Annotated in this window: 17 protein-coding genes; 10 read left to right on the top strand and 7 right to left on the bottom strand. The window is 71.2% G+C overall.

Annotated elements, in window-relative coordinates:
* Positions 1-84: 84 nt before the first annotated feature.
* Positions 85-1,440 carry a dipeptidase gene (locus tag ACHBTE_RS10290; protein WP_394723308.1) on the bottom strand — a complete coding sequence of 452 codons (1,356 nt, stop codon included), beginning with the start codon at positions 1,438-1,440 and terminating at the stop codon, positions 85-87.
* A 133-nt stretch (positions 1,441-1,573) separates the two neighbouring features.
* Between ACHBTE_RS10290 and ACHBTE_RS10285 the strand changes: the two genes are divergently transcribed.
* The 3 genes from ACHBTE_RS10285 to ACHBTE_RS10275 all read left to right on the top strand — a co-directional run bounded on the left by ACHBTE_RS10285 (position 1,574) and on the right by ACHBTE_RS10275 (position 5,061).
* Entirely contained in the window at positions 1,574-2,812 is a 1,239-nt protein-coding gene (locus tag ACHBTE_RS10285; protein WP_394723307.1) for a geranylgeranyl reductase family protein, read from the top strand.
* A 300-nt stretch (positions 2,813-3,112) separates the two neighbouring features.
* Positions 3,113-4,399 (top strand): sensor histidine kinase, encoded by a 1,287-nt coding sequence (locus ACHBTE_RS10280; RefSeq protein ID WP_394723306.1) that lies wholly within the window; start codon positions 3,113-3,115, stop codon positions 4,397-4,399.
* A complete protein-coding gene (locus tag ACHBTE_RS10275; protein ID WP_394723304.1) occupies positions 4,396-5,061 on the top strand; it encodes a response regulator in 666 nt (221 codons plus the stop codon). Before ACHBTE_RS10280 ends, ACHBTE_RS10275 begins: the two co-directional genes overlap by 4 nt.
* On the opposite strand, the gene ACHBTE_RS10270 is transcribed toward ACHBTE_RS10275, so the two are convergent.
* The gene (locus ACHBTE_RS10270) at positions 5,022-5,306 is read right to left on the bottom strand and encodes a DUF6332 family protein (protein ID WP_394723303.1); all 285 of its coding nucleotides are present in this window, start codon (positions 5,304-5,306) and stop codon (positions 5,022-5,024) included. The two genes, ACHBTE_RS10275 and ACHBTE_RS10270, sit on opposite strands and share 40 nt — an antisense overlap.
* A 69-nt stretch (positions 5,307-5,375) precedes the next feature.
* The gene (locus tag ACHBTE_RS10265; protein WP_394723302.1) at positions 5,376-6,866 is read right to left on the bottom strand and encodes an MFS transporter; all 1,491 of its coding nucleotides are present in this window, start codon (positions 6,864-6,866) and stop codon (positions 5,376-5,378) included.
* Between the two features lie 86 nt (positions 6,867-6,952).
* Here ACHBTE_RS10265 and ACHBTE_RS10260 point away from each other — a divergent pair, with 86 nt between their 5' ends.
* Positions 6,953-7,330 carry a MarR family winged helix-turn-helix transcriptional regulator gene (locus tag ACHBTE_RS10260; protein WP_394723300.1) on the top strand — a complete coding sequence of 126 codons (378 nt, stop codon included), beginning with the start codon at positions 6,953-6,955 and terminating at the stop codon, positions 7,328-7,330.
* Positions 7,331-7,366: 36 nt separating this feature from the next.
* On the opposite strand, the gene ACHBTE_RS10255 is transcribed toward ACHBTE_RS10260, so the two are convergent.
* The 4 genes from ACHBTE_RS10255 to ACHBTE_RS10240 all read right to left on the bottom strand — a co-directional run bounded on the left by ACHBTE_RS10255 (position 7,367) and on the right by ACHBTE_RS10240 (position 11,093).
* Positions 7,367-8,107, bottom strand: a complete 741-nt coding sequence (locus ACHBTE_RS10255) for a maleylpyruvate isomerase family mycothiol-dependent enzyme (RefSeq protein WP_394723299.1) — start codon at positions 8,105-8,107, stop codon at positions 7,367-7,369.
* A gap of 104 nt (positions 8,108-8,211) precedes the next feature.
* Entirely contained in the window at positions 8,212-8,598 is a 387-nt protein-coding gene (locus tag ACHBTE_RS10250) for a VOC family protein (protein WP_394723297.1), read from the bottom strand.
* 47 nt (positions 8,599-8,645) lie between these two features.
* Positions 8,646-9,824, bottom strand: coding sequence for an MFS transporter (locus ACHBTE_RS10245; RefSeq protein WP_394723629.1), 1,179 nt, complete (start codon positions 9,822-9,824; stop codon positions 8,646-8,648).
* A 321-nt stretch (positions 9,825-10,145) separates the two neighbouring features.
* On the bottom strand, positions 10,146-11,093 hold the full coding sequence (locus ACHBTE_RS10240) for a methionyl-tRNA formyltransferase (RefSeq protein WP_394723296.1): 948 nt from the start codon (positions 11,091-11,093) through the stop codon (positions 10,146-10,148).
* Between the two features lie 262 nt (positions 11,094-11,355).
* On the opposite strand from ACHBTE_RS10240, the gene ACHBTE_RS10235 reads away from it, so the two are divergent.
* The 6 genes from ACHBTE_RS10235 (at position 11,356) to ACHBTE_RS10210 (ending at position 18,870) form a co-directional block, all read left to right on the top strand.
* Positions 11,356-12,711 carry a lysine N(6)-hydroxylase/L-ornithine N(5)-oxygenase family protein gene (locus ACHBTE_RS10235; RefSeq protein WP_394723295.1) on the top strand — a complete coding sequence of 452 codons (1,356 nt, stop codon included), beginning with the start codon at positions 11,356-11,358 and terminating at the stop codon, positions 12,709-12,711.
* A gap of 98 nt (positions 12,712-12,809) precedes the next feature.
* Positions 12,810-13,868 (top strand): FecCD family ABC transporter permease, encoded by a 1,059-nt coding sequence (locus tag ACHBTE_RS10230; RefSeq protein WP_394723294.1) that lies wholly within the window; start codon positions 12,810-12,812, stop codon positions 13,866-13,868.
* Entirely contained in the window at positions 13,865-14,989 is a 1,125-nt protein-coding gene (locus ACHBTE_RS10225) for a FecCD family ABC transporter permease (RefSeq protein WP_394723293.1), read from the top strand. The genes ACHBTE_RS10230 and ACHBTE_RS10225 overlap by 4 nt, the downstream gene beginning before the upstream one ends.
* 38 nt (positions 14,990-15,027) lie before the next feature.
* The gene (locus tag ACHBTE_RS10220) at positions 15,028-15,867 is read left to right on the top strand and encodes an ABC transporter ATP-binding protein (protein ID WP_394723292.1); all 840 of its coding nucleotides are present in this window, start codon (positions 15,028-15,030) and stop codon (positions 15,865-15,867) included.
* Positions 15,868-15,977: 110 nt separating this feature from the next.
* Entirely contained in the window at positions 15,978-17,036 is a 1,059-nt protein-coding gene (locus ACHBTE_RS10215; protein ID WP_394723291.1) for an iron-siderophore ABC transporter substrate-binding protein, read from the top strand.
* Between the two features lie 46 nt (positions 17,037-17,082).
* Positions 17,083-18,870 carry an ABC transporter ATP-binding protein gene (locus ACHBTE_RS10210; protein ID WP_394723290.1) on the top strand — a complete coding sequence of 596 codons (1,788 nt, stop codon included), beginning with the start codon at positions 17,083-17,085 and terminating at the stop codon, positions 18,868-18,870.
* Positions 18,871-18,896: the final 26 nt, after the last annotated feature.

The following is an 18,896-nucleotide window of genomic DNA, read 5'->3' as shown; positions in this document are numbered from 1 at the left end:
CGCCCTGGTGGGCGACGGCCCGCTGCACGTCGAACAGGTGAGGCGTTCCTGGCGGATCACCGGCCCGTCATCGGGCGGGGCCCCTCAACTCGCCGCGTAATTGCGCAGGAACAGCGCCTCGGCGACCGCGAGACGCTCCAGCTCCTGCGGGGACACGCTCTCGTTGACGGCGTGGATCCGGGCCTCGGGCTCGCTCAGGCCGATGAGCAGGATCTCCGCCTGCGGGTAGAGGGCGGCGAGGGTGTTGCACAGGGGGATCGAGCCGCCGTTGCCGGCGTACTGCATCTCCTCGCCCGGATAGGCCGCCGCCATCGCGTCCGCCATCGCCCGGTACGCCGGGCTGCTGGTGTCGGCGCGGAACGGCTGGCCCTGACCGATCTGCTCGGTCTGCACACGGGCACCCCACGGCGTGTGCGCCTCCAGGTGCGCCTGGAGCAGCTTGGTCGCCCGGGCCGCGTCCACGCCCGGCGGAACCCGGAGGCTGATCAGCGCACGCGCGCTCGCCTGCACGGAGGGCGTGGCGCCGATGACCGGCGGGCAGTCGATGCCGATGACGCTGACGGCGGGGCGCGCCCAGATGCGGTCGGCGACCGTACCGGAACCGATCAGCTGGACACCGTCGAGGACCTTGGCGTCCGCGCGGAACTGCTCCTCCTCGTACTGCAGCCCGGGCCACGACGACTCGCCGGTCAGGCCGTCCACCGTCGTCGACCCGTCCGGCGCGCGCAGCGAGTCCAGTACGCGGATGAGGGCGCCGAGGGCATCCGGCGCGGCCCCGCCGAACTGGCCGGAGTGGAGGTTGCCCTCCAGGGTGTCGACCTGCACCCGCATGAGGGTCATGCCACGCAGGGTCGAGGTCACCGTCGGCAGACCGACGCGGAAGTTGCCCGCGTCGCCGATCACGACGGTGTCGGCGGCGAGCAGCTCCGGGTGCTGCTCCGCATACCGTTCCAGACCGCCGGTGCCCATCTCCTCCGAGCCCTCGACGACGACCTTCACATGCACCGGCACCCCGCCGTTCGCCTTCAGCGCGCGCAGCGCGAGCAGATGCATGATCACGCCGCCCTTGCAGTCGGCGGATCCGCGTCCGTACCAACGCCCGTCGCGCTCGGTCAGCTCGAACGGCGGGGTGCTCCAGGCGGCCTCGTCCAGCGGGGGCTGCACGTCGTAGTGGGCGTACAACAGGACCGTCCGGGCGCCCTCGGGGCCGGGCAGGTGGCCGTACACCGACTGGGTGCCGTCGGGGGTGTCCAGCAGGGCCACGTCCTCGAAGCCCTCCGCGCGCAGCGCGTCCGCGACCCAGCGGGCGGCGCCCTCGCTCTCGCTCTTCGGGAACTGGTCGAAGTCCGCCACCGACTTGAACGCCACCAGTTCCGTGAGCTCCGCCTTCGCCGCGGGCATCAGTGAGGCGACGGTCTCGGCGACCGGATTCGACGACATGGGCACGCTCCTTGTGGGTGCGACGTTGTACCTGTGAGTGCTGTGATCCTCCCACAGCGGCCTGCGACGAGGCCCGCCGTAGGATGCGGGGGACAGCAGCGGACGGCGGCTTGATCGGGAGCAGTAGACCATCGTGAGCAGCGAGAACTCTTCGGCGGACGACGTGCGGCAGGTGTGGGACGTCGTCGTGGTGGGCGCGGGACCCGCGGGGGCCTCAGCCGCCTATGCGGCGGCGGTCGCCGGGCGGCGTGTGCTGTTGCTGGAGAAAGCGGAACTGCCGCGCTACAAGACGTGCGGCGGCGGCATCATCGGCCCCTCGCGCGACTCCCTCCCACCCGGCTTCGAGCTGCCGCTGCGGGACCGCGTGCACGCGGTGACGTTCTCCAACAACGGCCGTTTCACCCGGACCCGCCGCTCCAAGCAGATGCTGTTCGGGCTGATCAACCGGCCCGAGTTCGACCAGCAGATCGTCGAGCACGCGCAGAAGGCGGGCGCCGAGCTGCGTACGGGGGTCACCGTGCAGCGCGTCGAGCAGCACGGCTCGGCGGTGCCGGACCGGCGCAGCGTCGCCGTCGTCCTCCAGGGCGGCGAGACGCTGCTCGCGCGGGCCGTCGTCGGCGCGGACGGCAGCGCCAGCCGGATAGGGGCACATGTCGGGGTGAAGCTCGACCAGGTGGATCTCGGCCTGGAGGCGGAGATCCCGGTTCCGGACACCGTCGCCGAGGACTGGAAGGGGCGGGTGCTGATCGACTGGGGGCCGATGCCCGGCAGTTACGGCTGGGTGTTCCCCAAGGGGGACACGCTGACGGTGGGTGTGATCTCGGCCCGCGGTGAAGGCGCCGCGACGAAGCGGTACTTGGAGGAGTTCATCGGGCGGCTGGGGCTCGCCGGGTTCGAACCGAGCATCTCCTCCGGCCACTTGACGCGCTGCCGCGCCGACGACTCGCCCCTGTCACGCGGGCGCGTGCTGGTGTGCGGGGACGCGGCGGGCCTGCTGGAGCCCTGGACCCGCGAGGGGATCTCGTTCGCGCTGCGGTCGGGACGGCTCGCGGGGGAGTGGGCGGTGCGGATCGCCGAGGCGCACGACGGGGTGGACGCCCGTCGCCAGGCTCTGAACTACGCCTTCGCGATCAAGGCGGGGCTCGGCGTCGAGATGAGCGTCGGCAAGCGGCTGCTGACGGTGTTCGAGCGCCGTCCCGGCCTCTTCCACGCGGCGCTGACCGGTTTCCGGCCGGCCTGGAGGGCCTTCAAGGACATCACCCGCGGCTCGTCGTCGCTGGGTGAGCTCGTGCGCTCCCACCCGATGGCCCAGCGTGCCCTGACCGCGATGGACCGGCGCCCGGCCCCGGCGGCCGACGAGGCCACTTCCTGACGACGGCGGCCCGGGGCATCTCCGGCATCCGGATCAGTTCCAGACGGCGCCCACCGTGCCTCCTGCCTCGTCGAACCGCCCCTGTCCGCAGAAATGCGCTCCGAGGCCGAGCGCATGGCCGTCGATCTGGCCCCCGACCTCCCTCCGGCGAGGGCCGTGGCCCTCATCGCCTCCTGGCCCAGCCGTTCGGGCTCGTCGAGTTCGAGCAGAGCGGGGCCGGGCCGTACTCCGCGGGGAGTAGCCGTGATCACCACGCGCGGGTGACGCCGCCCGCCGGTCATCGCGTCTAGCGTGGCGGACATGGACGAGCAGCAGGGACGCCGGGCCGGCGGTCCCCCGGCGTGGTGGCGGCACGGGCCGTCGTGGTGGCATCACTGGGACGACGAGGGGCGCGCCCCCTGGCCGTGGCGCTCCACCGTGCTGATCACGGTCTTCGTGATGGTCGGCTCCCACTACGCGGCCGAGGGCCAGCTGGACGACCGGGAGCCTCTCGACCTCTTCGCGCGCGTTCTGCTGCTGGTGGCGTCGGGACTGCTGCTGTGGCGCAGGCGCTATCCGGCGGCCGTCGTGTTCGGGACGGCGGTGGCCGCCACCGTCTATCTGGGCGCCGGCTATCCGTACGGGCCGGTTTTCGTGGCCGTGGCCGTGGCCTGCTTCAACGCGATCGTCGCCGGGCACCGCCGGGCCGCCTGGGCGGCCGTCGGGGTGTTCTGGGCCGGGCACGCGCTGGTCGCGCACTGGCTGTTCCGGTGGCTGCCGCCCTCCGGGGACCCGGCCGCCTCCTGGGCGCAGGAGGGTGTGATCGCCGCCTGGATCGCGGCGATCATGGCCGTGTCCGAGCTGGCCAGGACCAAGCGTGAGCAATGGGCCGAGGCACGCGCCGAGCGGGCTCGGGCGGCGCGCCGCCGGGCCGACGAGGAGCGGCTGCGCATCGCCCGGGAGCTGCACGACGTCCTCGCGCACAGCATCAGCGTGATCAATGTGCAGGCCGGCGTCGGCCTCGCCCTCCTCGACACCGACCCCGAGCAGGCGCGCTCGGCGCTCACCACCATCAAGGCCAAGAGCAAGGAGGCGCTCGGCGAGGTCCGCCAGGTCCTCGACACCCTGCGCACCCCCGGCGACGCGCCCCGCACCCCCGCGCCCGGCCTCGACCGGCTGCCGGAACTGGTGGAGCAGGCGGCGAGTGCGGGCCTCACGGTCGAGGTGGTGGGCGATCCGCCCCAGCTGGCGCCCGGCACGGACCTCGCCGCGTTCCGCATCGTCCAGGAAGCCCTCACCAACGTCGTACGCCACTCGGAATCGCGGCACGCACGGGTGCGCCTGGAGTACGGAGACCTGGAGCACGGAGACCTCGAGGACGGTGACGAGGCGACGCTACGGCTGCGTATCGACGACGACGGACCCGCGACCGGCGCCGACGCGGGCGGCAGCGGCAACGGACTCGCCGGAATGCGGGAGCGTGCCGCGGCGCTCGGTGGCACGATCGAGGCGGGCCCGCGTGCCGACGGCGGGTTCCGCGTGCTCGCCGAACTGCCTCTCAAGGCCGCCGTCGGCGAACCGGGCGACGACGTCAAGGAGGACCGGTGATCCGCGTACTGCTCGCCGACGACCAGTCACTGGTACGGGCTGGCTTCCGTGCGCTGCTCGACGCGCAGCCCGACATCGAGGTGGCCGGGGAGGCCTCCGACGGCGAACAGGCGCTGCGCAAGGTACGCGAACTGCGGCCCGACGTGGTGCTGATGGACATCCGCATGCCGCTGCTGGACGGTCTCGCCGCGACCCGGCGGATCACCGAGGACGGCGCGCTGGCGGAGGTGAAGGTGGTCATGCTCACCACCTTCGAACTCGACGAGTACGTCTTCGAGGCCATTCGCTCGGGCGCCTCCGGGTTCCTGGTCAAGGACACCGAGCCGGAGGAACTCCTGCGCGCCGTACGGGCGGTGGTCGAGGGCGACGCGCTGCTGTCGCCGGGGGTGACCCGGCGTCTGATCGCCGAGTTCGCCGCCCGGTCCAAGGAGCCCGCAGCGGCCGGCACGCTCACCGAACTGACCGAGCGCGAGCGGGAGGTGATGGCGCTGGTCGGTATCGGACTGTCCAACGAGGAGATCGCCCGCCGCCTGGTGGTCAGCCCGCTCACCGCGAAGACCCACGTCAGCCGAACGATGGTGAAGCTGGGCGCACGGGACCGGGCGCAACTCGTCGTGCTGGCCTACGAGTCGGGGCTGGTCCGGCCGGGCTGGCTGGGCTGAGCCCGCCGGCCGAAGCGCCCCAGCACGCTCACCACACGGGCGAAGAACAGCACGGTGGCGACCGTGACGCCCATACCGACCAGCGTCTCGCGCACGCCGCCCGACAGGCCGAAGACGAACGCCGGACCCGCGATCGCCGCGAACATCACCACCGCCGCGAACGCCGCGCTGCACAGCGCGTACCCGATCTCGACGGTGATCGCGTCCCGCTCGGCCCCGCTCCGCCGTCCCCCGTGACTCTCCATTCCAGGAGTGAAACAGGCGTGCGCCCGGCGGAGCAAGCAGGCCCCGCCGGGCGCACATCGGACACGGTCCTAGGGGGTGGCCACCGGCTCCGCTTCGGCCTCCTTCGCGGTGGACTTGGCGACGACGACGGTCTGCTGCCTGCGCCGGGTGCGCAGGCCGGTGACCGAGATCAGCAGCCCCGCCACGGCGATGACCGTGATGACGACGAGGGCGGGCAGGTAGCTGTCGAGGACGGCCTGCGGGGACGCCGGCTCCTCGGGCGCGTTCGCCGTCAGGACGGCCGTCACGACGGCCAGGAACAGCGCTCCGCCCACCTGGACCGAGGTGTTGAGCAGCCCGGAGACCATGCCCTGCTCGTGCTCGTCGACGCCGTTGGTGGCCTGGACGTTGAGCGAGGGGAAGGTCAGGGCGAAGGCCGAGCCGACCAGCAGCATGGTGGGCAGGATCACCGCCGCGTAGACCGGGTCGAGGTCGATGCGCAGGAAGAGGAGATAGCCGGCGACCATCAGGGCGAACCCGATCGTGATCAGCCGTGCCGTGCCGAACCGGTCGATGACCGACCCGACCTTCGTCGCCGACAGCGCCACGAGCGCGCCCGCCGGCAGGAAGGCCAGTGCGGTGTGCAGCGCCGACCAGCCCAGCAGTTGCTGCATGTACAGCGTGACCAGGAACTGGAAGCCGATGTAGCTGCCGACGAACGTCAACGCGCCCAGCTGCGCCCGCACTTGCGCCCCGGAGCGCAGCACCCCGAGCCGGATCAGTGGGCTCGGGCTGCGCCGCTCGACGGCCACGAAGGCGGCCAGCAGCACGGCGACGGTGACGAACGACAGGACCGTGCGGGCGGAACCCCAGCCGACTTCCGGTGCCTCGACGACGGTGAAGACGAGCAGCAGCATCGATGCGGTGCCGAGGACGGCCCCGGGGATGTCGTAACCGCCCTCCGAGCGTTCGCGCTCACTGCGCGGCAGCAGCTTCAGGCCCGCCACCAGCGCGATCAGCGCCACCGGCGCCGGCAGCAGCATGGTGAGCCGCCAACTGGCCTCGGTGAGCAGGCCGGAGAAGACCAGCCCCATCGAGTAGCCGGTCGCGCCGCAGGTGGTGTAGATCGCGAGGGCGCGGTTGCGCACCGGGCCCTCGGCGAAGGTCGTGGTGATGATGGACAGCCCGGCGGGCGCCGTGAACGCCGCGGCCAGACCCTTGATGAAACGGCTGGCGATCAGCAGCGGACCCGAGTCCACGAGCCCGCCGAGCAGGGAGGCGAGCGCGAAGACACCCAGGGCGATCAGGAACACCTGGCGTCGGCCCAGCAGGTCGGCGGTGCGTCCGCCGAGGAGCAACAGGCCGCCGTAGCCCAGGATGTAGCCGCTGACGATCCACTGGAGGGTCGAGGTGGTCAGGCCCAGGTCGGCACCGATGGACGGCAGGGCGACGCCGACCATCGACACGTCCAGCGCGTCCAGGAACATCGCGGCGCAGAGCACCAGCAGGGTGCCCCACAGCCGAGGGGTCCAGCGAACCTCCGTCGAGGGGGCCGCGGGACGGGTGAGCGGAGAGGTCATGCCGAGGACAGTACATGCGTATGCATGAAATGCAAGTGCATTTAATGCCGGTGCAACAAACGTCGATTTCTGCTACGGTGCGCCCCATGGCGGCGAAGAAGGCCGAGCAGGCGCTCGTGGACCAGTGGCGGGACATGCTGGCGCTGCATGCGCGCACGCAGTGCGAACTCGACCGTGCGCTACAGCAACACGGCTTGTGCGCCAGCGACTTCGAGGTCCTCGACGTACTGGCAGGCGGCTCCTGCGCCTATCGCGTCCAGGAGATCTCCGAGCGCGTCCATCTCAGCCAGAGCGCGCTGTCGCGGCTGATCGCACGGCTGGAGAAGGACGGACTCGTCGAGCGCGGCATGTGCCCGGAGGACCGTCGGGGCGTGAAGGTGGCGCTCACGGGGAAGGGGCGCACGCTGCACGGCGAGGTACTGCCCGTGCAGCGTGCGGTGCTGACGAGGATGCTGGCGAACTGAGCGGCACGGCCCCGGAGTCCGGCGCCGGCGAGCGCATCAGCTCCAGGTGACGCCGGAGTTGTCCCGCCACAGTGCGGCGAGAGAGTCGTCGCCCGTCACCTGCGGGAAGGGCAGCCGGTTCCACAGCGAGAGATACAGCTGTGCGGCAGGCCCGGCGATCTCGCAGTCGGCCTGTCCGGCGTCGGTGCGCTCCGCCACGGGCGGCTCCTGCGACAGCCGTACCGTCCACACCGCGTCCTCGATGTCGGTCGCCCGCACCCGCAGCACCCGGGGATCGGCGCTGCGGACCCGGCTCTTGGGGCGGGCGTGGAAGGCGCACAGCAATTCGTCGATGCCGTCCGCGGCGAAGGCGGCGTCGATCCCGCTCGGCTCCCCGCCGCGTGCCGCCTCCGCGTCGAAGCGGTGGACGGCCGTCTCATGGGCCTGCCTGCGTGCCCAGAACGCGAGCGGCGACGGGGCGGGCAGGAAATGCCAGCACCGCACGTCGGCGGGGGCGTCGGCGAGCGTGCCGACCAGATGGCGGTGGCCCTCGCGGAACCAGGCGAGCAACTCGGCACCGTCGAGGTCGGGCAGGCCGCCGTCGGGGTGGTACGAGGTGTGCCCCTCGGCGACGAACGTCGCCGCCCAGCGGTGCACCATGCCGGTGTGCCGCAGCAGGTCCCGCACCTGCCACTCGGGGCAGGTAGGCACCTTGGCGTCCGCCCCGGCCTCCTCGGCGGCCCCGGCCAGCAACAGACCTTCGCGGTCCAGGGTTCGAACGTACTCGGCTGTCTCCATGTAGGTGAGTGTGCCGGACGGAGTGGGCCTGAAGGGCGCCGGGGCGCCCGGGGGCGGCAGCCGCCTCGGCCCGGGGCGTCCTCGTCCTGGGCGGGCCCACAGGCTCACACCTGGAGCGCGAACAAGCAGAACTCGTTGCCCTCCGGATCGGCCAGGACGTAGTGGTCGTCGTGGTGGGCCAGGACGCTCGCGCCGAGTCCGACGAGGCGGCCGAGCTCGGTCTCCGGGGCGTCCGCGACCAGGTCCAGATGCAGACGGTTCTTGGCGCGTTTCGGCTCCGGCACGAGCTGGCACCACAGCCTGGGGCCGCCGCGCGACTCCACCAGGACCGTCGGATCGTCCTCCGGGTCGGTGATGCCCTGCGCGCGCAGCCGTGCCAGCTCGGCGTCGTCGTACCGGGCGACGGTGTATCCGTCGAGGGCGGCGGCCCAGAACCGGGCGGTGGCGGCGGGGCGGGCACAGTCGATCACGATGTCGTGGAGTCGCGCCATCCGGCCATCATGCGCACCGCCCCGACGGCCCACAACGGGGCGCCCGGTCAGCCCGCCGGGGGCACGGCCGCGCGTCGGGTCGCGACTCCGATGAGCGTGGCGATCGCCGCCAGCGCGGCGACGCTGAGGAGGGCGACGGACAGGGAGGACCACTCGGCCATGAAGCCGATGGCGGGCGGGCCCAGGAGCATGCCGCCGTAGCCGAGAGTGGAGGCGATCGCGACGCCGCTGGATCCGGCGAGGGCGCCGGCGCGTTCGACGGCCACGGGGAAGAGGTTGGCGAGCCCGAGCCCGGTCACCGCGAAGCCCAGCAGCGCCGCCCACAGGGAGGGCGCGAGCGAGCCCAGCACCATCCCGGCCACGGCGGTCGCGCCGCCCGCGACCACGGTACGGCCGTGACCGAGCCGTTCGAGCAGGGTCGTACCGGTGAGCCGGCCGATCGTCATGGCCAGGGCGAAGCAGGAGTAGCCGAGGGCGGCGGCGCCGGGGGAGGCGTCGAGGTCCTGTTCGAGGTGGAGGGCGCCCCAGTCGGCCATGGCGCCCTCGCCGTACGCGGTGCACAGGGCGATGAGGCCGAAGATGATCACCAGTCCGCGGGTGCGCGGGTCGAGGCGGCGCGGAGCTCCGCTCCCGGTACGGGCGGGGCCTGAGGGTGCGGGCGGTTCCTGGCGCAGCAGTGTGGGCCCGGCGAACGCGGTCACCACCAGCCCGAGCACGGCGAGACCCAGCAGATGACGGGCGGGGGAGAGGGCCCCCGCGACCAGTCCGCCGAGGCCCGCGCCGACCATGCCGCCGAGGCTGAAGGCGGCGTGGAAGCTCGGCATGATCGGCCGGCGCAGGGCGGTGACCAGGTCCACCGCGGCGCTGTTGAAGGCGACGTTGATCCCGCCGTACGCGGCACCGAAGAGCAGCAGCACCGAGCCGAGCGCGAGTGCGGAGTGCGTGAGCGGGGGCAGGGCGACGCTGAGGGAGAGGAGTGCGGCGCAGACGACGGTGACCTGGTGGCTGCCGTAGCGCCGGCACAGGCCCCCGGTGAGCACCATCGTGACCACCGCGCCGGCGGAGACGCCGAGGAGGGCGAGGCCGAGGGTGCCGGCGGAGGCGCCGGTCTGCTCCTTGACGGCCGGGATCCGGACGACCCATCCGGCGAACAGGAAGCCGTCGAGGGCGAAGAAGACGGTGAGGGCGATGCGGAGACGGGTGAGATCGCTGCTGGTGCCCGGCACGACGCTGTGCGTACGGGCTTTGTTTATTTCCGGCACAAACTCAGGCTAGGCGGGGTCGCGTGCCGGGGCAAGGTGGATCTGCCGTCGAAGGGTGCGGAAGGGTGCGGGCAGGGGGCGGTCGGCCTCCGGGCTCTCGCCGCTCTCGGCGCTTCATGGCGAACGCCGCCGTAGGGACCGTCGATGGTCCCTACGGCGGCGACGCCTCGTCGGTCCCGGGACCGTACCGGGGCCGACGCGTTCGAACGTGTCGGAAGCGCGGGCGGGAAGCGCGGGCGCGTCATGGCCGGGTGGTTGGGGGCCGGGTGATTCAGGGCCGGTTGGTCAGGGGCGGGTGGTCAGATAGCCGCCCATGGTGGTGAAGTACTCGGCGGCGGGTAGCTCCTGCCCCTCCTCCGTCCGTACGCGCGTGATGGCCAGGCCGTGGTTGCGGCCGGTGCGGGCGTCGGCGCCGGCGACGATCACCACGCCCTCGCCCTCGCGGTAGAAGATGCGGCCGGGCGTGCCGCCGTACCGCCCCTCGGAGACGACGGCGGCCAGCACCTCGAGCCGCTTGCCCTTGTGGAAGGTGTAGGCGCTGGGGTACGGCTCGGACTGGGCGCGGATCAGGCGCTCGAGGTCCGCCGCGGGCCAGGTCCAGTCGATGCGGCTGTCCTCCAGGGACCGCTTGTGGAAGAAGCTGGCCTGGGAGCGGTCCTGCTTGGTGAACTCGGTCTGCCCGGAGGCGATGAGGTCGAGCGCGCCGATGGTGACCGGGGCGATGAGGTCGACGGTCTTGTGGAAGAGGTCGGTGGCCGTGTCCGTCGGTCCGACCGGCACGGCCTCCTGGCGCACGATGTCACCGGCGTCCAGCTCGTCGTTCATCATGTGCGCGGTGACGCCCACTTCGGATTCGCCGTTGATCAGCGCCCAGATCAGCGGGGAGAAGCCCGCGTACTTGGGCAGCAGTGAGTCGTGCACGTTCAGTGTGCCGTGGCGCGGCAGGTCGAAGATGCGCGGCGGAATCCAGGTGCGCCAGTTGTTGGCCACGATGATGTCCGCATCGGCCTCCTTGAGGCGCGCGAACAGTTCGTCGTCGTCAGGGCGGTTGCGGATGACGACCGGTACGCCGTTCTCCTCGGCGAGGTCGGCGACCGAGTCGCTCCAGATCTTCTCGTAGGCGTGCTCGCTCTTGGGGTGGGTGACGACCAGGACCACGTCGTGCTCGGAGTCCAGGAGGGCTTGCAGGGTGCGGTGCCCCCAGGTCTGGTAGCCGAACATGACGACCCGCATGGGGATCCTCCTCGAGACAGGGATTGGCCGTGATCAGTAAAGCAAGGCTTACCTAAGTGGTCAACGGGGCCCGCCGGAAGGCGCGTTGAGCCGCCCCCCTCACCCGAGCTGTCCGTTTTGTCCCTAGACAGGCGCACCGGATGAGCTTAGCCTTACCTAAGTTTTGGGCCGTGGCTGTTCGGCGTGCCCATCTTCCGTACTTCCCGATGCTCGACCAACGGCTGCCCTCCTCCACGGGTGGCCGCCGCACGATGGGAGTGACATGGCACAGGCTCGTCCTGGCGACGCCCCTTTGATCCACGACCTCATTGGAATCGGCTTCGGCCCGTCCAACGTGGCCATGGCGATCGCGCTCAGCGAGCACAACGCGCGCGTCGGCAGGCAGGAAGCGGTCACCGCTCACTTCTTCGAGCAGCAGCCACGCTTCGGCTGGCACCGCGGAATGCTCATCGACGACGCGACCATGCAAGTGTCCTTCCTGAAGGACCTGGTGACGCTCCGGAACCCGGCCAGCGAGTACAGCTTTCTGTGCTATCTCCAGAGCAAGGGCCGGCTGATCGACTTCATCAACCACAAGAACCTCTTCCCGCTTCGGGTCGAGTTCCACGACTACTTCGAGTGGGCCGCGGAGAAGGTCGACGACATGGTCTCCTACGGCCATGAAGTCGTCGGTGTCATGCCCGTCGTGCGCGACGGAGTGGTGGAGTACCTGGATGTGACCGTCCGTTCGGCGGAGGGGCTCGCCGTCCACCGGGCCCGCAACCTGGTCCTCGGCACCGGCCTGCGCCCCCTGATGCCGGAGGGCGTGGAGCGCGGTGACCGCCTCTGGCACAACTCCGAACTGCTCGCGAGGGTCGACGAGTTGACGGGCACCTCGCCCTCCCGGTTCGTCGTCGTGGGTGCCGGACAGAGCGCCGCCGAGAACGTCGCCTATCTGCACCGCCGCTTCCCGCAGGCCGAGATCTGCGCCGTCTTCTCGCGCTACGGCTACAGCCCCGCCGACGACAGCAGCTTCGCCAACCGCATCTTCGACCCCGAGGCCGTCGACGAGTACTTCAAGGCCCCGGAGAACGTCAAACGCCGGCTGATGGACTACCACGGCAACACCAACTACTCAGTGGTGGACATCGACCTCATCGACGACCTGTACCGGCAGATGTACCAGGAGAAGGTCCTCGGCACCGAGCGCCTGCGTTTCCTCAACGTCTCCCGGCTCACCGACGTCAAGGAGACCCCGGACAAGGTACGGGCCACCGTCACTTCCCTGGTCACCGGTGAGGACACCTTCCTGGACGCCGACGTCGTGGTCTTCGCCACCGGTTACAGCCCCGCCGACCCCGTCGGTCTGCTCGGCGAGGTGGCCGACCGCTGCCTGCGCGACGAGGAGGGCCGTGTCCGTGTCGAGCGCGACTACCGCATCGCCACTGACCCCGGTCTGCGCTGCGGCATCTACCTCCAGGGCGGCACGGAGCACACCCACGGCATCACGTCGTCCCTGCTGTCCAACACGGCCATCAGGGTCGGCGAGATCCTCGACTCGCTCCTCGGCCGGGGTGCCGAGTCCGCACCGGACGGGGCCCGCACGGTCGTCGACGGGACCGGCAGCACCGCACGGTAGTCCGCCCCCTGTTCGGCCGCCCGCATCGCCACGCCTCGCCCGGCGAATCCCGCTCGGCGGGCGTGGCGGCACTGATCAAAGGGATAACGTACGTCCACATGGGCACGACTGCACTGGATCGCCCCGCGTCCAAGGCCGCAACTGGGGCCCGTAGACGTCGGGTTGTGGGTTTGGGCATCCTCGCGGTGCTCCTCGTGACCGCGGGGGCGGTGTCATTGGCGGTCGGTGCGCGCGCGCTCAGTCCCGCCGAGGTGTGGCACGGGCTGTTCGCGGCACCGGAGCCGGACCAACGGCTCACCGAGATCAGGCTCATCGTGCAGACGGTCCGGGTGCCCCGCACGGTGCTCGCGATCGTGGCCGGCATCGCCCTCGGCGTCGGCGGCGCGCTGATCCAGGGGTACACGCGCAACCCGATCGCGGACACCGGACTGCTGGGGGTGAACGCCGGCGCCTCCTTCGCGGTGGTGACGGTGATCGCGGTGTTCGGGCTCTCTAACCCCTTCCAGTACATCTGGTTCGCCTTCCTCGGGGCGGGACTCTCCGGGGTCGTGGTCTTCGGGCTGGCGAGCCTCGGGCGCGGCGCCGGCAATCCGCTGACGCTCGCCCTGGCCGGCCAGGGAGTCACGGTGTTCCTCGCGGCGATGACCGTGGCCGTCGCGCTGTCGGACCAGCAGTCGCTGAACGCGCTGCGGTTCTGGAACTCGGGCTCGGTGGCCGGCGTCGGATTCGACGTCATCTGGCCGGTGACCGGGTTCATCGTGGCCGGGCTGGTGCTGGCGCTCACCACATTGCCGTCGGTCAATCTGCTCAACCTGGGTGACGACGTGGCGCGCGGCCTCGGCGTGAACATCGCGCTGACCCGGACCGTCGGCATCGCCGCGATCACCCTCCTGGCCGGCGCGGCCACGGCGGCGTGCGGGCCGATCGCGTTCCTCGGCCTGATGGTGGCCCATGTGGCCCGTTACCTGACCGGGCCGGACTACCGCTGGCTCGTGCCGTACGCCGGTCTGCTCGGCGCCGTCGTCCTGCTGGTCTGCGACATCGTGGGCCGACTGGTGGTGCGGCCGGGCGAGTTGGACGCCGGAGTGCTCGTCGCCCTGCTCGGCGCGCCCTTCTTCGCGGTGCTGGTCTGGCGCGGAAAGTTCAAGAACGCATGAGTGGGGCGGAAGTGAAGGCGGACGGGGCGGACGTGCAGCCGGGCGGGGCGGACGTGAAGTCGGACGCGGTCGAGGCAGAGCCGTCGCTGACGCCGGGTGTACGGCTCGGGGGCCTGTCCTTCGTGTGGCGGCCCTGGGTCGTCCTGGTCACCCTGCTGCTGGCGGCGGCGACCTTCCTGGTCTTCTGCCTGTCCATCGGCGTAGGGGACTTCCCCATCGGTCTGCCGCAGGTCGTCGCCACTCTCCTCGGCCGGGGCGAGCAGGTCGACGAGTTCGTGATCATGGATCTGCGGATGCCGCGGGCGCTGGCCGGCCTCGTCGTGGGCGTCGCGCTCGGGGTGTCCGGGGCGATCACCCAGTCCATCGCGCGCAATCCGCTGGCCAGTCCGGACATCCTGGGGATCACCAGCGGCGCCAGTGCGACCGCGGTGTTCCTGGTGACGGTGTCGGGCGGGACGGCCGCGGCGATCGTCGACTCCGTCGGCCTGTCCGCGGCGGCCCTGGCGGGTGGTCTCGGCACGGGGCTGCTGGTCTACTTCCTGGCCTGGCGGCGCGGGGTCGAGGGCCTGCGGCTCATCCTCATCGGCATCTCGGTCAGCGCCGTGATGGAGTCGATCACGACCTGGCTGCTGGCCACGGCCGACATCAGGGACGTGGCGCAGGCCCAGGCCTGGCTGGTCGGCTCGCTGGACAGCCGGGAGTGGAACGAGGTGTGGGTGGCGCTGTGGGGCACGCTCGCCCTCCTGGTCGTCGTGGCGGTCGTGGCCTTCCAGTTCAAGCCCATGCACCTCGGCGACGACGTCGCCGCGGGCCTCGGCGTGCGGTTCACTGCGGTGCGGGCGGTGCTGCTCCTGTGCGCGGTCCTGCTGGCCGGCGTGGCGGTGAGCGCGGCGGGTCCCGTGCCGTTCGTCGCGCTGGTGGCGCCCCAGGTGGCGATGCGGCTGGCCCGCTGTCCCACGCCGCCGTTGGTGGCCTCCGCCCTGGTGGGCGCGTTGCTGCTGATCGGCGCCGACCTGGTCGCGCGTACGGCACTTCCCATCGGTCTCCCGGTCGGCGTGGTCACCGCGGCGATCGGCGGTCCCTTCCTCGTCTATCTGCTGGTGCGGGCCAATCGCAGATAGCCGGTCCAGAAGTCGGCAAGTCTGAACAAGGGGGCCTTGTGGTCACTCAGTCCATCACCGGGGTGGAGTCCGCGGTCGACGACGCCTCGCGGCTGGCAGCCAGGGGCGTCACGGTCGGGTACGGCGCTCGCACCGTCATCGACGATCTCGACGTGGCGATACCGCCCGGCGTGATCACCACGATCATCGGCCCCAACGGCTGTGGGAAATCGACCCTGTTGCGGACCATGTCGAGGCTACTCAAGCCGGCCAAGGGGTCGGTCGTCCTCGACGGTGACGACATCGCCAAGCTGCGGACCAGGGACGTGGCGAAGAAGCTCGGCCTGCTGCCGCAGGCGCCGGTCGCGCCGGACGGGCTCACGGTGGCCGACCTGGTCGCCAGGGGGCGTCATCCGCACCAGAGCTGGCTGCGGCAGTGGTCCTCGGACGACGCCGACGTCGTCCAGCGTGCGCTGGCCATGACCGGCGTGGCCGATCTGGCCGACCGTCCGGTCGACACCTTGTCCGGCGGGCAGCGGCAGCGCGTGTGGATCTCGATGACGCTGGCCCAGGGCACCGATCTGCTGCTGCTGGACGAGCCGACCACCTACCTGGACCTGGCACATGCCGTCGAGGTGCTCGACCTGGTCAACGACCTGCACGAGTCGGGCCGCACCGTGGTCATGGTGCTGCACGACCTCAATCTGGCCACGCGCTACAGCGACAACCTCGTCGTGATGCGGGGCGGCTCGGTCCTCGCGCAGGGGCACCCGCGTGACGTGATCACGGCCGAGCTGCTGCACGAGGCGTTCGGACTGCGCGCCAAGGTGATCGACGACCCCGTGGGCGACCGGCCGCTGATCGTGCCGATCGGTCGCACTCACGTTCAACTCGCCTAGTTCCCCATAAAGTTATAAATATTAGGCTAGGCTAACCTTATCCAGCTGCGATACCGTTTGCCTGCCCTCAGACAGGGCGCTCACAGCGCGACAAGCAAGGGGATTCTCGGATGCTCCTCCACAGAACGACGCGTACGACGCCCTGGCGGCGGGTGGCGGCGCTGCTGTCCGCCGCGACGCTCGGTGCCGGACTCCTCGCGGGGTGCGGCTCCGAGTCGGACTCGACGGACAAGGCGAGCGACGGCAACTCGACCGCCGCGGCCGGCGCCTTCCCGGTCACCGTGGAGCACGCGTTCGGAACCACGGAGATCACCAAGACCCCCGAGCGGGTCGTCTCCGTCGGCTACACCGACGACCAGACCATCCTCGCCTTCGGCATCAAGCCCGTCGGCATGACCGACCAGTATCCGAACCCGGCGGGCCAGAGCCCCGACATCAACACCCAGTGGCCCTGGGTGAAGGACAAGTGGGGCGACACCAAGCCCGAAGTCATCATGAAGAACGGTGACTCCGGCCCCAACTACGAGAAGATCGCCGCCCTGCGCCCGGACCTGATCGTCGCGGTCTACTCCGAGATCGACCAGGCCGGCTACGACAAGCTCTCCAAGATCGCGCCGACGGTGGCCCGCACCAAGGCCGAGAAGGAGCCGTTCAGCGCCCCCTGGCAGGACAACGCCCTGCACATCGCCAAGGCACTCGGCAAGGCCGAGGAGGGCGAGCAGATGGTGGAGGACATCCAGGGCAAGCTCGACAAGGCCAAGAAGGACCACCCGGCGTTCGCGAACCAGACCGCCGTCGCGCTGTCCTGGTACGAGAACTCGGTGGCCCCGTTCACCTCCACCGATGTGCGCGGACGCCTGGTGTCGGGCATCGGCTTCAAGTACCAGACCGAGATCGACAAGGTCGCCGACGGCAGCTTCTACACCAAGCTCTCGCCCGAGCGCGTCGACCTGGTCGACGTCGACCACATCTTCGTCATCAACGACAAGGCGGACACCGAGGCGCTGAAGAAGTTCAAGCTCTTCGCCAACCTGGACGCCGTGAAGAAGGGCAACGTCTCCTACCTGCTGGACAGCGAGGGCCCGGCGGTCGGCGCCGCCATCTCCCAGGGCACGCTGCTGTCGATGCCGTACGCGGTCGACGAGCTCGTCAAGTCCGCGGCCGGCTGAGCATGACCGTCACCATGTCCTGTCCTCGACCCGCCCAGGGTGCGGTGTGAGCGCGACCGACATCCGCATCGCCCCGGCGGCCCTGCGTACGGCGACCGGACGCGAGGCCACCCGATGGGTCGCGGCGCACTGCCGCGAGGTGCCCTGGCTGACGACCGCCACCGTGCTCACCACGGTGGCGGGAGCAGCGCTCCAGGTGCTCCCCGTGCTGCTGCTCGGCCAGGTGGTCGACGCGGTGGTCGAGGGCGAATCGCGCTCGATCCTGGTCACCATCGGGGTGTTGATGGGAGCCGCCGCGCTGCTCGGCGCGGCGGCCACCGCGGTGTCGACCTATCTGATCGGCCGGCTGGGCGCCGATCTGCTCGCCCGGCTGCGGGAAGGCGCCGTCCGGGCGGTGCTGGGGATGCCCAGCGCCCGGATCGAGGAGGTCGGCCGCGGAGACGTGCTCTCCCGGGTCGGTGACGACGTGGCCGTCATCTCCAAGGGCATCCGTACGGCCGTCCCCACCGTGTTCTCGGCGGGAGTCCTCGTCGCCATCGCCACGGCCGGCATGTTCGGCCTGGACTGGCGGCTCGGCCTCGCCGGCGCCGGCGCGCTGCCCGCCTACGCGCTGGCCCTGCGCTGGTACCTGCCCCGGTCCGCGCCGCTCTACCAGAAGCAGCGGGTGGCCCAGGCGCACCGTGCGCAGGCGCTGATCAGCGGCCTGAACGGGATCGACACCGTCCGGGCGTACCGCCTGGAGGAGGACTTCCGTGACAAGGTCACCCGGGAGTCGTGGCGGGTGCGCGACCTCGGGATCGAGGTGTTCCGATTCTTCGGGCGCTTCGTCGGCCGGGAGAACCGCGCCGAGTTCATCGGGCTCGTACTGATCCTGCTGGTCGGCTACGCCCTGCTGGAGGCCGGCGCCGCCAGCCTCGGCGAGGTGTCGGCGGCCCCGCTGCTGTTCCACCGGCTGTTCACCCCGCTGGGCCTGATCATGTTCACCTTCGACGAGGCGCAGAAGTCGGGCGCGAGTCTGACCCGGCTGGTCGGGGTCCTGGGTGAGGAGACCGAGGCCCGGCTGGTGGGCGACCCGGACGTCGCGCCCGCCGACGGCGCCTCGTATCCGGTGACGGTGCGGGGGCTGACGTTCCGTTATCCCGGCGCCGACGAACCGGTGTTGCGGGACGTCGACCTGACGATCCCGGCCGGTGGCTCCCTCGCGCTGGTCGGGGCGACGGGTGCGGGCAAGACGACCCTGGCCGCGCTGATCGCGGGCATCGGCACTCCGCAGTCCGGGTCGGTGCGGATCGGGCCGACCGACCTCGCGGAACTGGACGAGGCCGGTGCGCGTGCCGTGGTGAGCATTCTGACGCAGGAGACGCATGTGTTCTCCGGGCCGCTCGCCGACGATCTGCGGCTGTCCGCGCCGGACGCCACCGACGCCGAACTGATGGACGCCCTGCGCACGGTGGGCGCCGACGCATGGGTGGAGGCGCTGCCGGACGGGCTGTACACCACGGTCGGGGAGGGCGGTGAGCGCGTGGACGTCACCAAGGTCGCGCAGATCGCCCTGGCCCGGCTGGTGCTGGCCCGGTCGCCCGTGGTGGTGCTCGACGAGTCGACCGCCGAGGCCGGCAGCGAAGGCGCCGCCGAGCTGGAACGAGCGGTGCTCGCCGCCTGCGCGGGCCGGACCACCCTGTTCGTGGCCCACCGGCTGACCCAGGCGATGGCGGCGGACCGGATCGCCGTCCTGGACGCGGGCCGCGTCGTCGAGCAGGGGACTCACGAGGAGTTGGTGGCCCTGGGCGGCCGGTATGCGCGGCTGTGGCAGGCATGGCGCGAGGGTAGTTAGGTAAGCCTAGGCTAAGTTGGGCTTGC

This window comes from Streptomyces sp. M41 (genome assembly GCF_043673425.1).
GTDB lineage: Bacteria > Actinomycetota > Actinomycetes > Streptomycetales > Streptomycetaceae > Streptomyces.
Note: the sequence above shows the minus strand (reverse complement) of the source record. Positions and strands in the feature narration are given on the sequence as shown.

Bases quoted from the DNA above. Each gene is read 5' to 3' on its own strand.
- ACHBTE_RS10290 (WP_394723308.1), bottom strand. From the start codon at position 1,440: ATGTCGTCGAATCCGGTCGCCGAGACCGTCGCCTCACTGATGCCCGCG.
- ACHBTE_RS10280 (WP_394723306.1), top strand. From the start codon at position 3,113: ATGGACGAGCAGCAGGGACGCCGGGCCGGCGGTCCCCCGGCGTGGTGG.
- ACHBTE_RS10270 (WP_394723303.1), bottom strand. From the start codon at position 5,306: ATGGAGAGTCACGGGGGACGGCGGAGCGGGGCCGAGCGGGACGCGATC.
- ACHBTE_RS10265 (WP_394723302.1), bottom strand. From the start codon at position 6,866: ATGACCTCTCCGCTCACCCGTCCCGCGGCCCCCTCGACGGAGGTTCGC.
- ACHBTE_RS10260 (WP_394723300.1), top strand. From the start codon at position 6,953: ATGGCGGCGAAGAAGGCCGAGCAGGCGCTCGTGGACCAGTGGCGGGAC.
- ACHBTE_RS10255 (WP_394723299.1), bottom strand. From the start codon at position 8,107: ATGGAGACAGCCGAGTACGTTCGAACCCTGGACCGCGAAGGTCTGTTG.
- ACHBTE_RS10250 (WP_394723297.1), bottom strand. From the start codon at position 8,598: ATGGCGCGACTCCACGACATCGTGATCGACTGTGCCCGCCCCGCCGCC.
- ACHBTE_RS10240 (WP_394723296.1), bottom strand. From the start codon at position 11,093: ATGCGGGTCGTCATGTTCGGCTACCAGACCTGGGGGCACCGCACCCTG.
- ACHBTE_RS10235 (WP_394723295.1), top strand. From the start codon at position 11,356: ATGGCACAGGCTCGTCCTGGCGACGCCCCTTTGATCCACGACCTCATT.
- ACHBTE_RS10230 (WP_394723294.1), top strand. From the start codon at position 12,810: ATGGGCACGACTGCACTGGATCGCCCCGCGTCCAAGGCCGCAACTGGG.
- ACHBTE_RS10225 (WP_394723293.1), top strand. From the start codon at position 13,865: ATGAGTGGGGCGGAAGTGAAGGCGGACGGGGCGGACGTGCAGCCGGGC.
- ACHBTE_RS10215 (WP_394723291.1), top strand. From the start codon at position 15,978: ATGCTCCTCCACAGAACGACGCGTACGACGCCCTGGCGGCGGGTGGCG.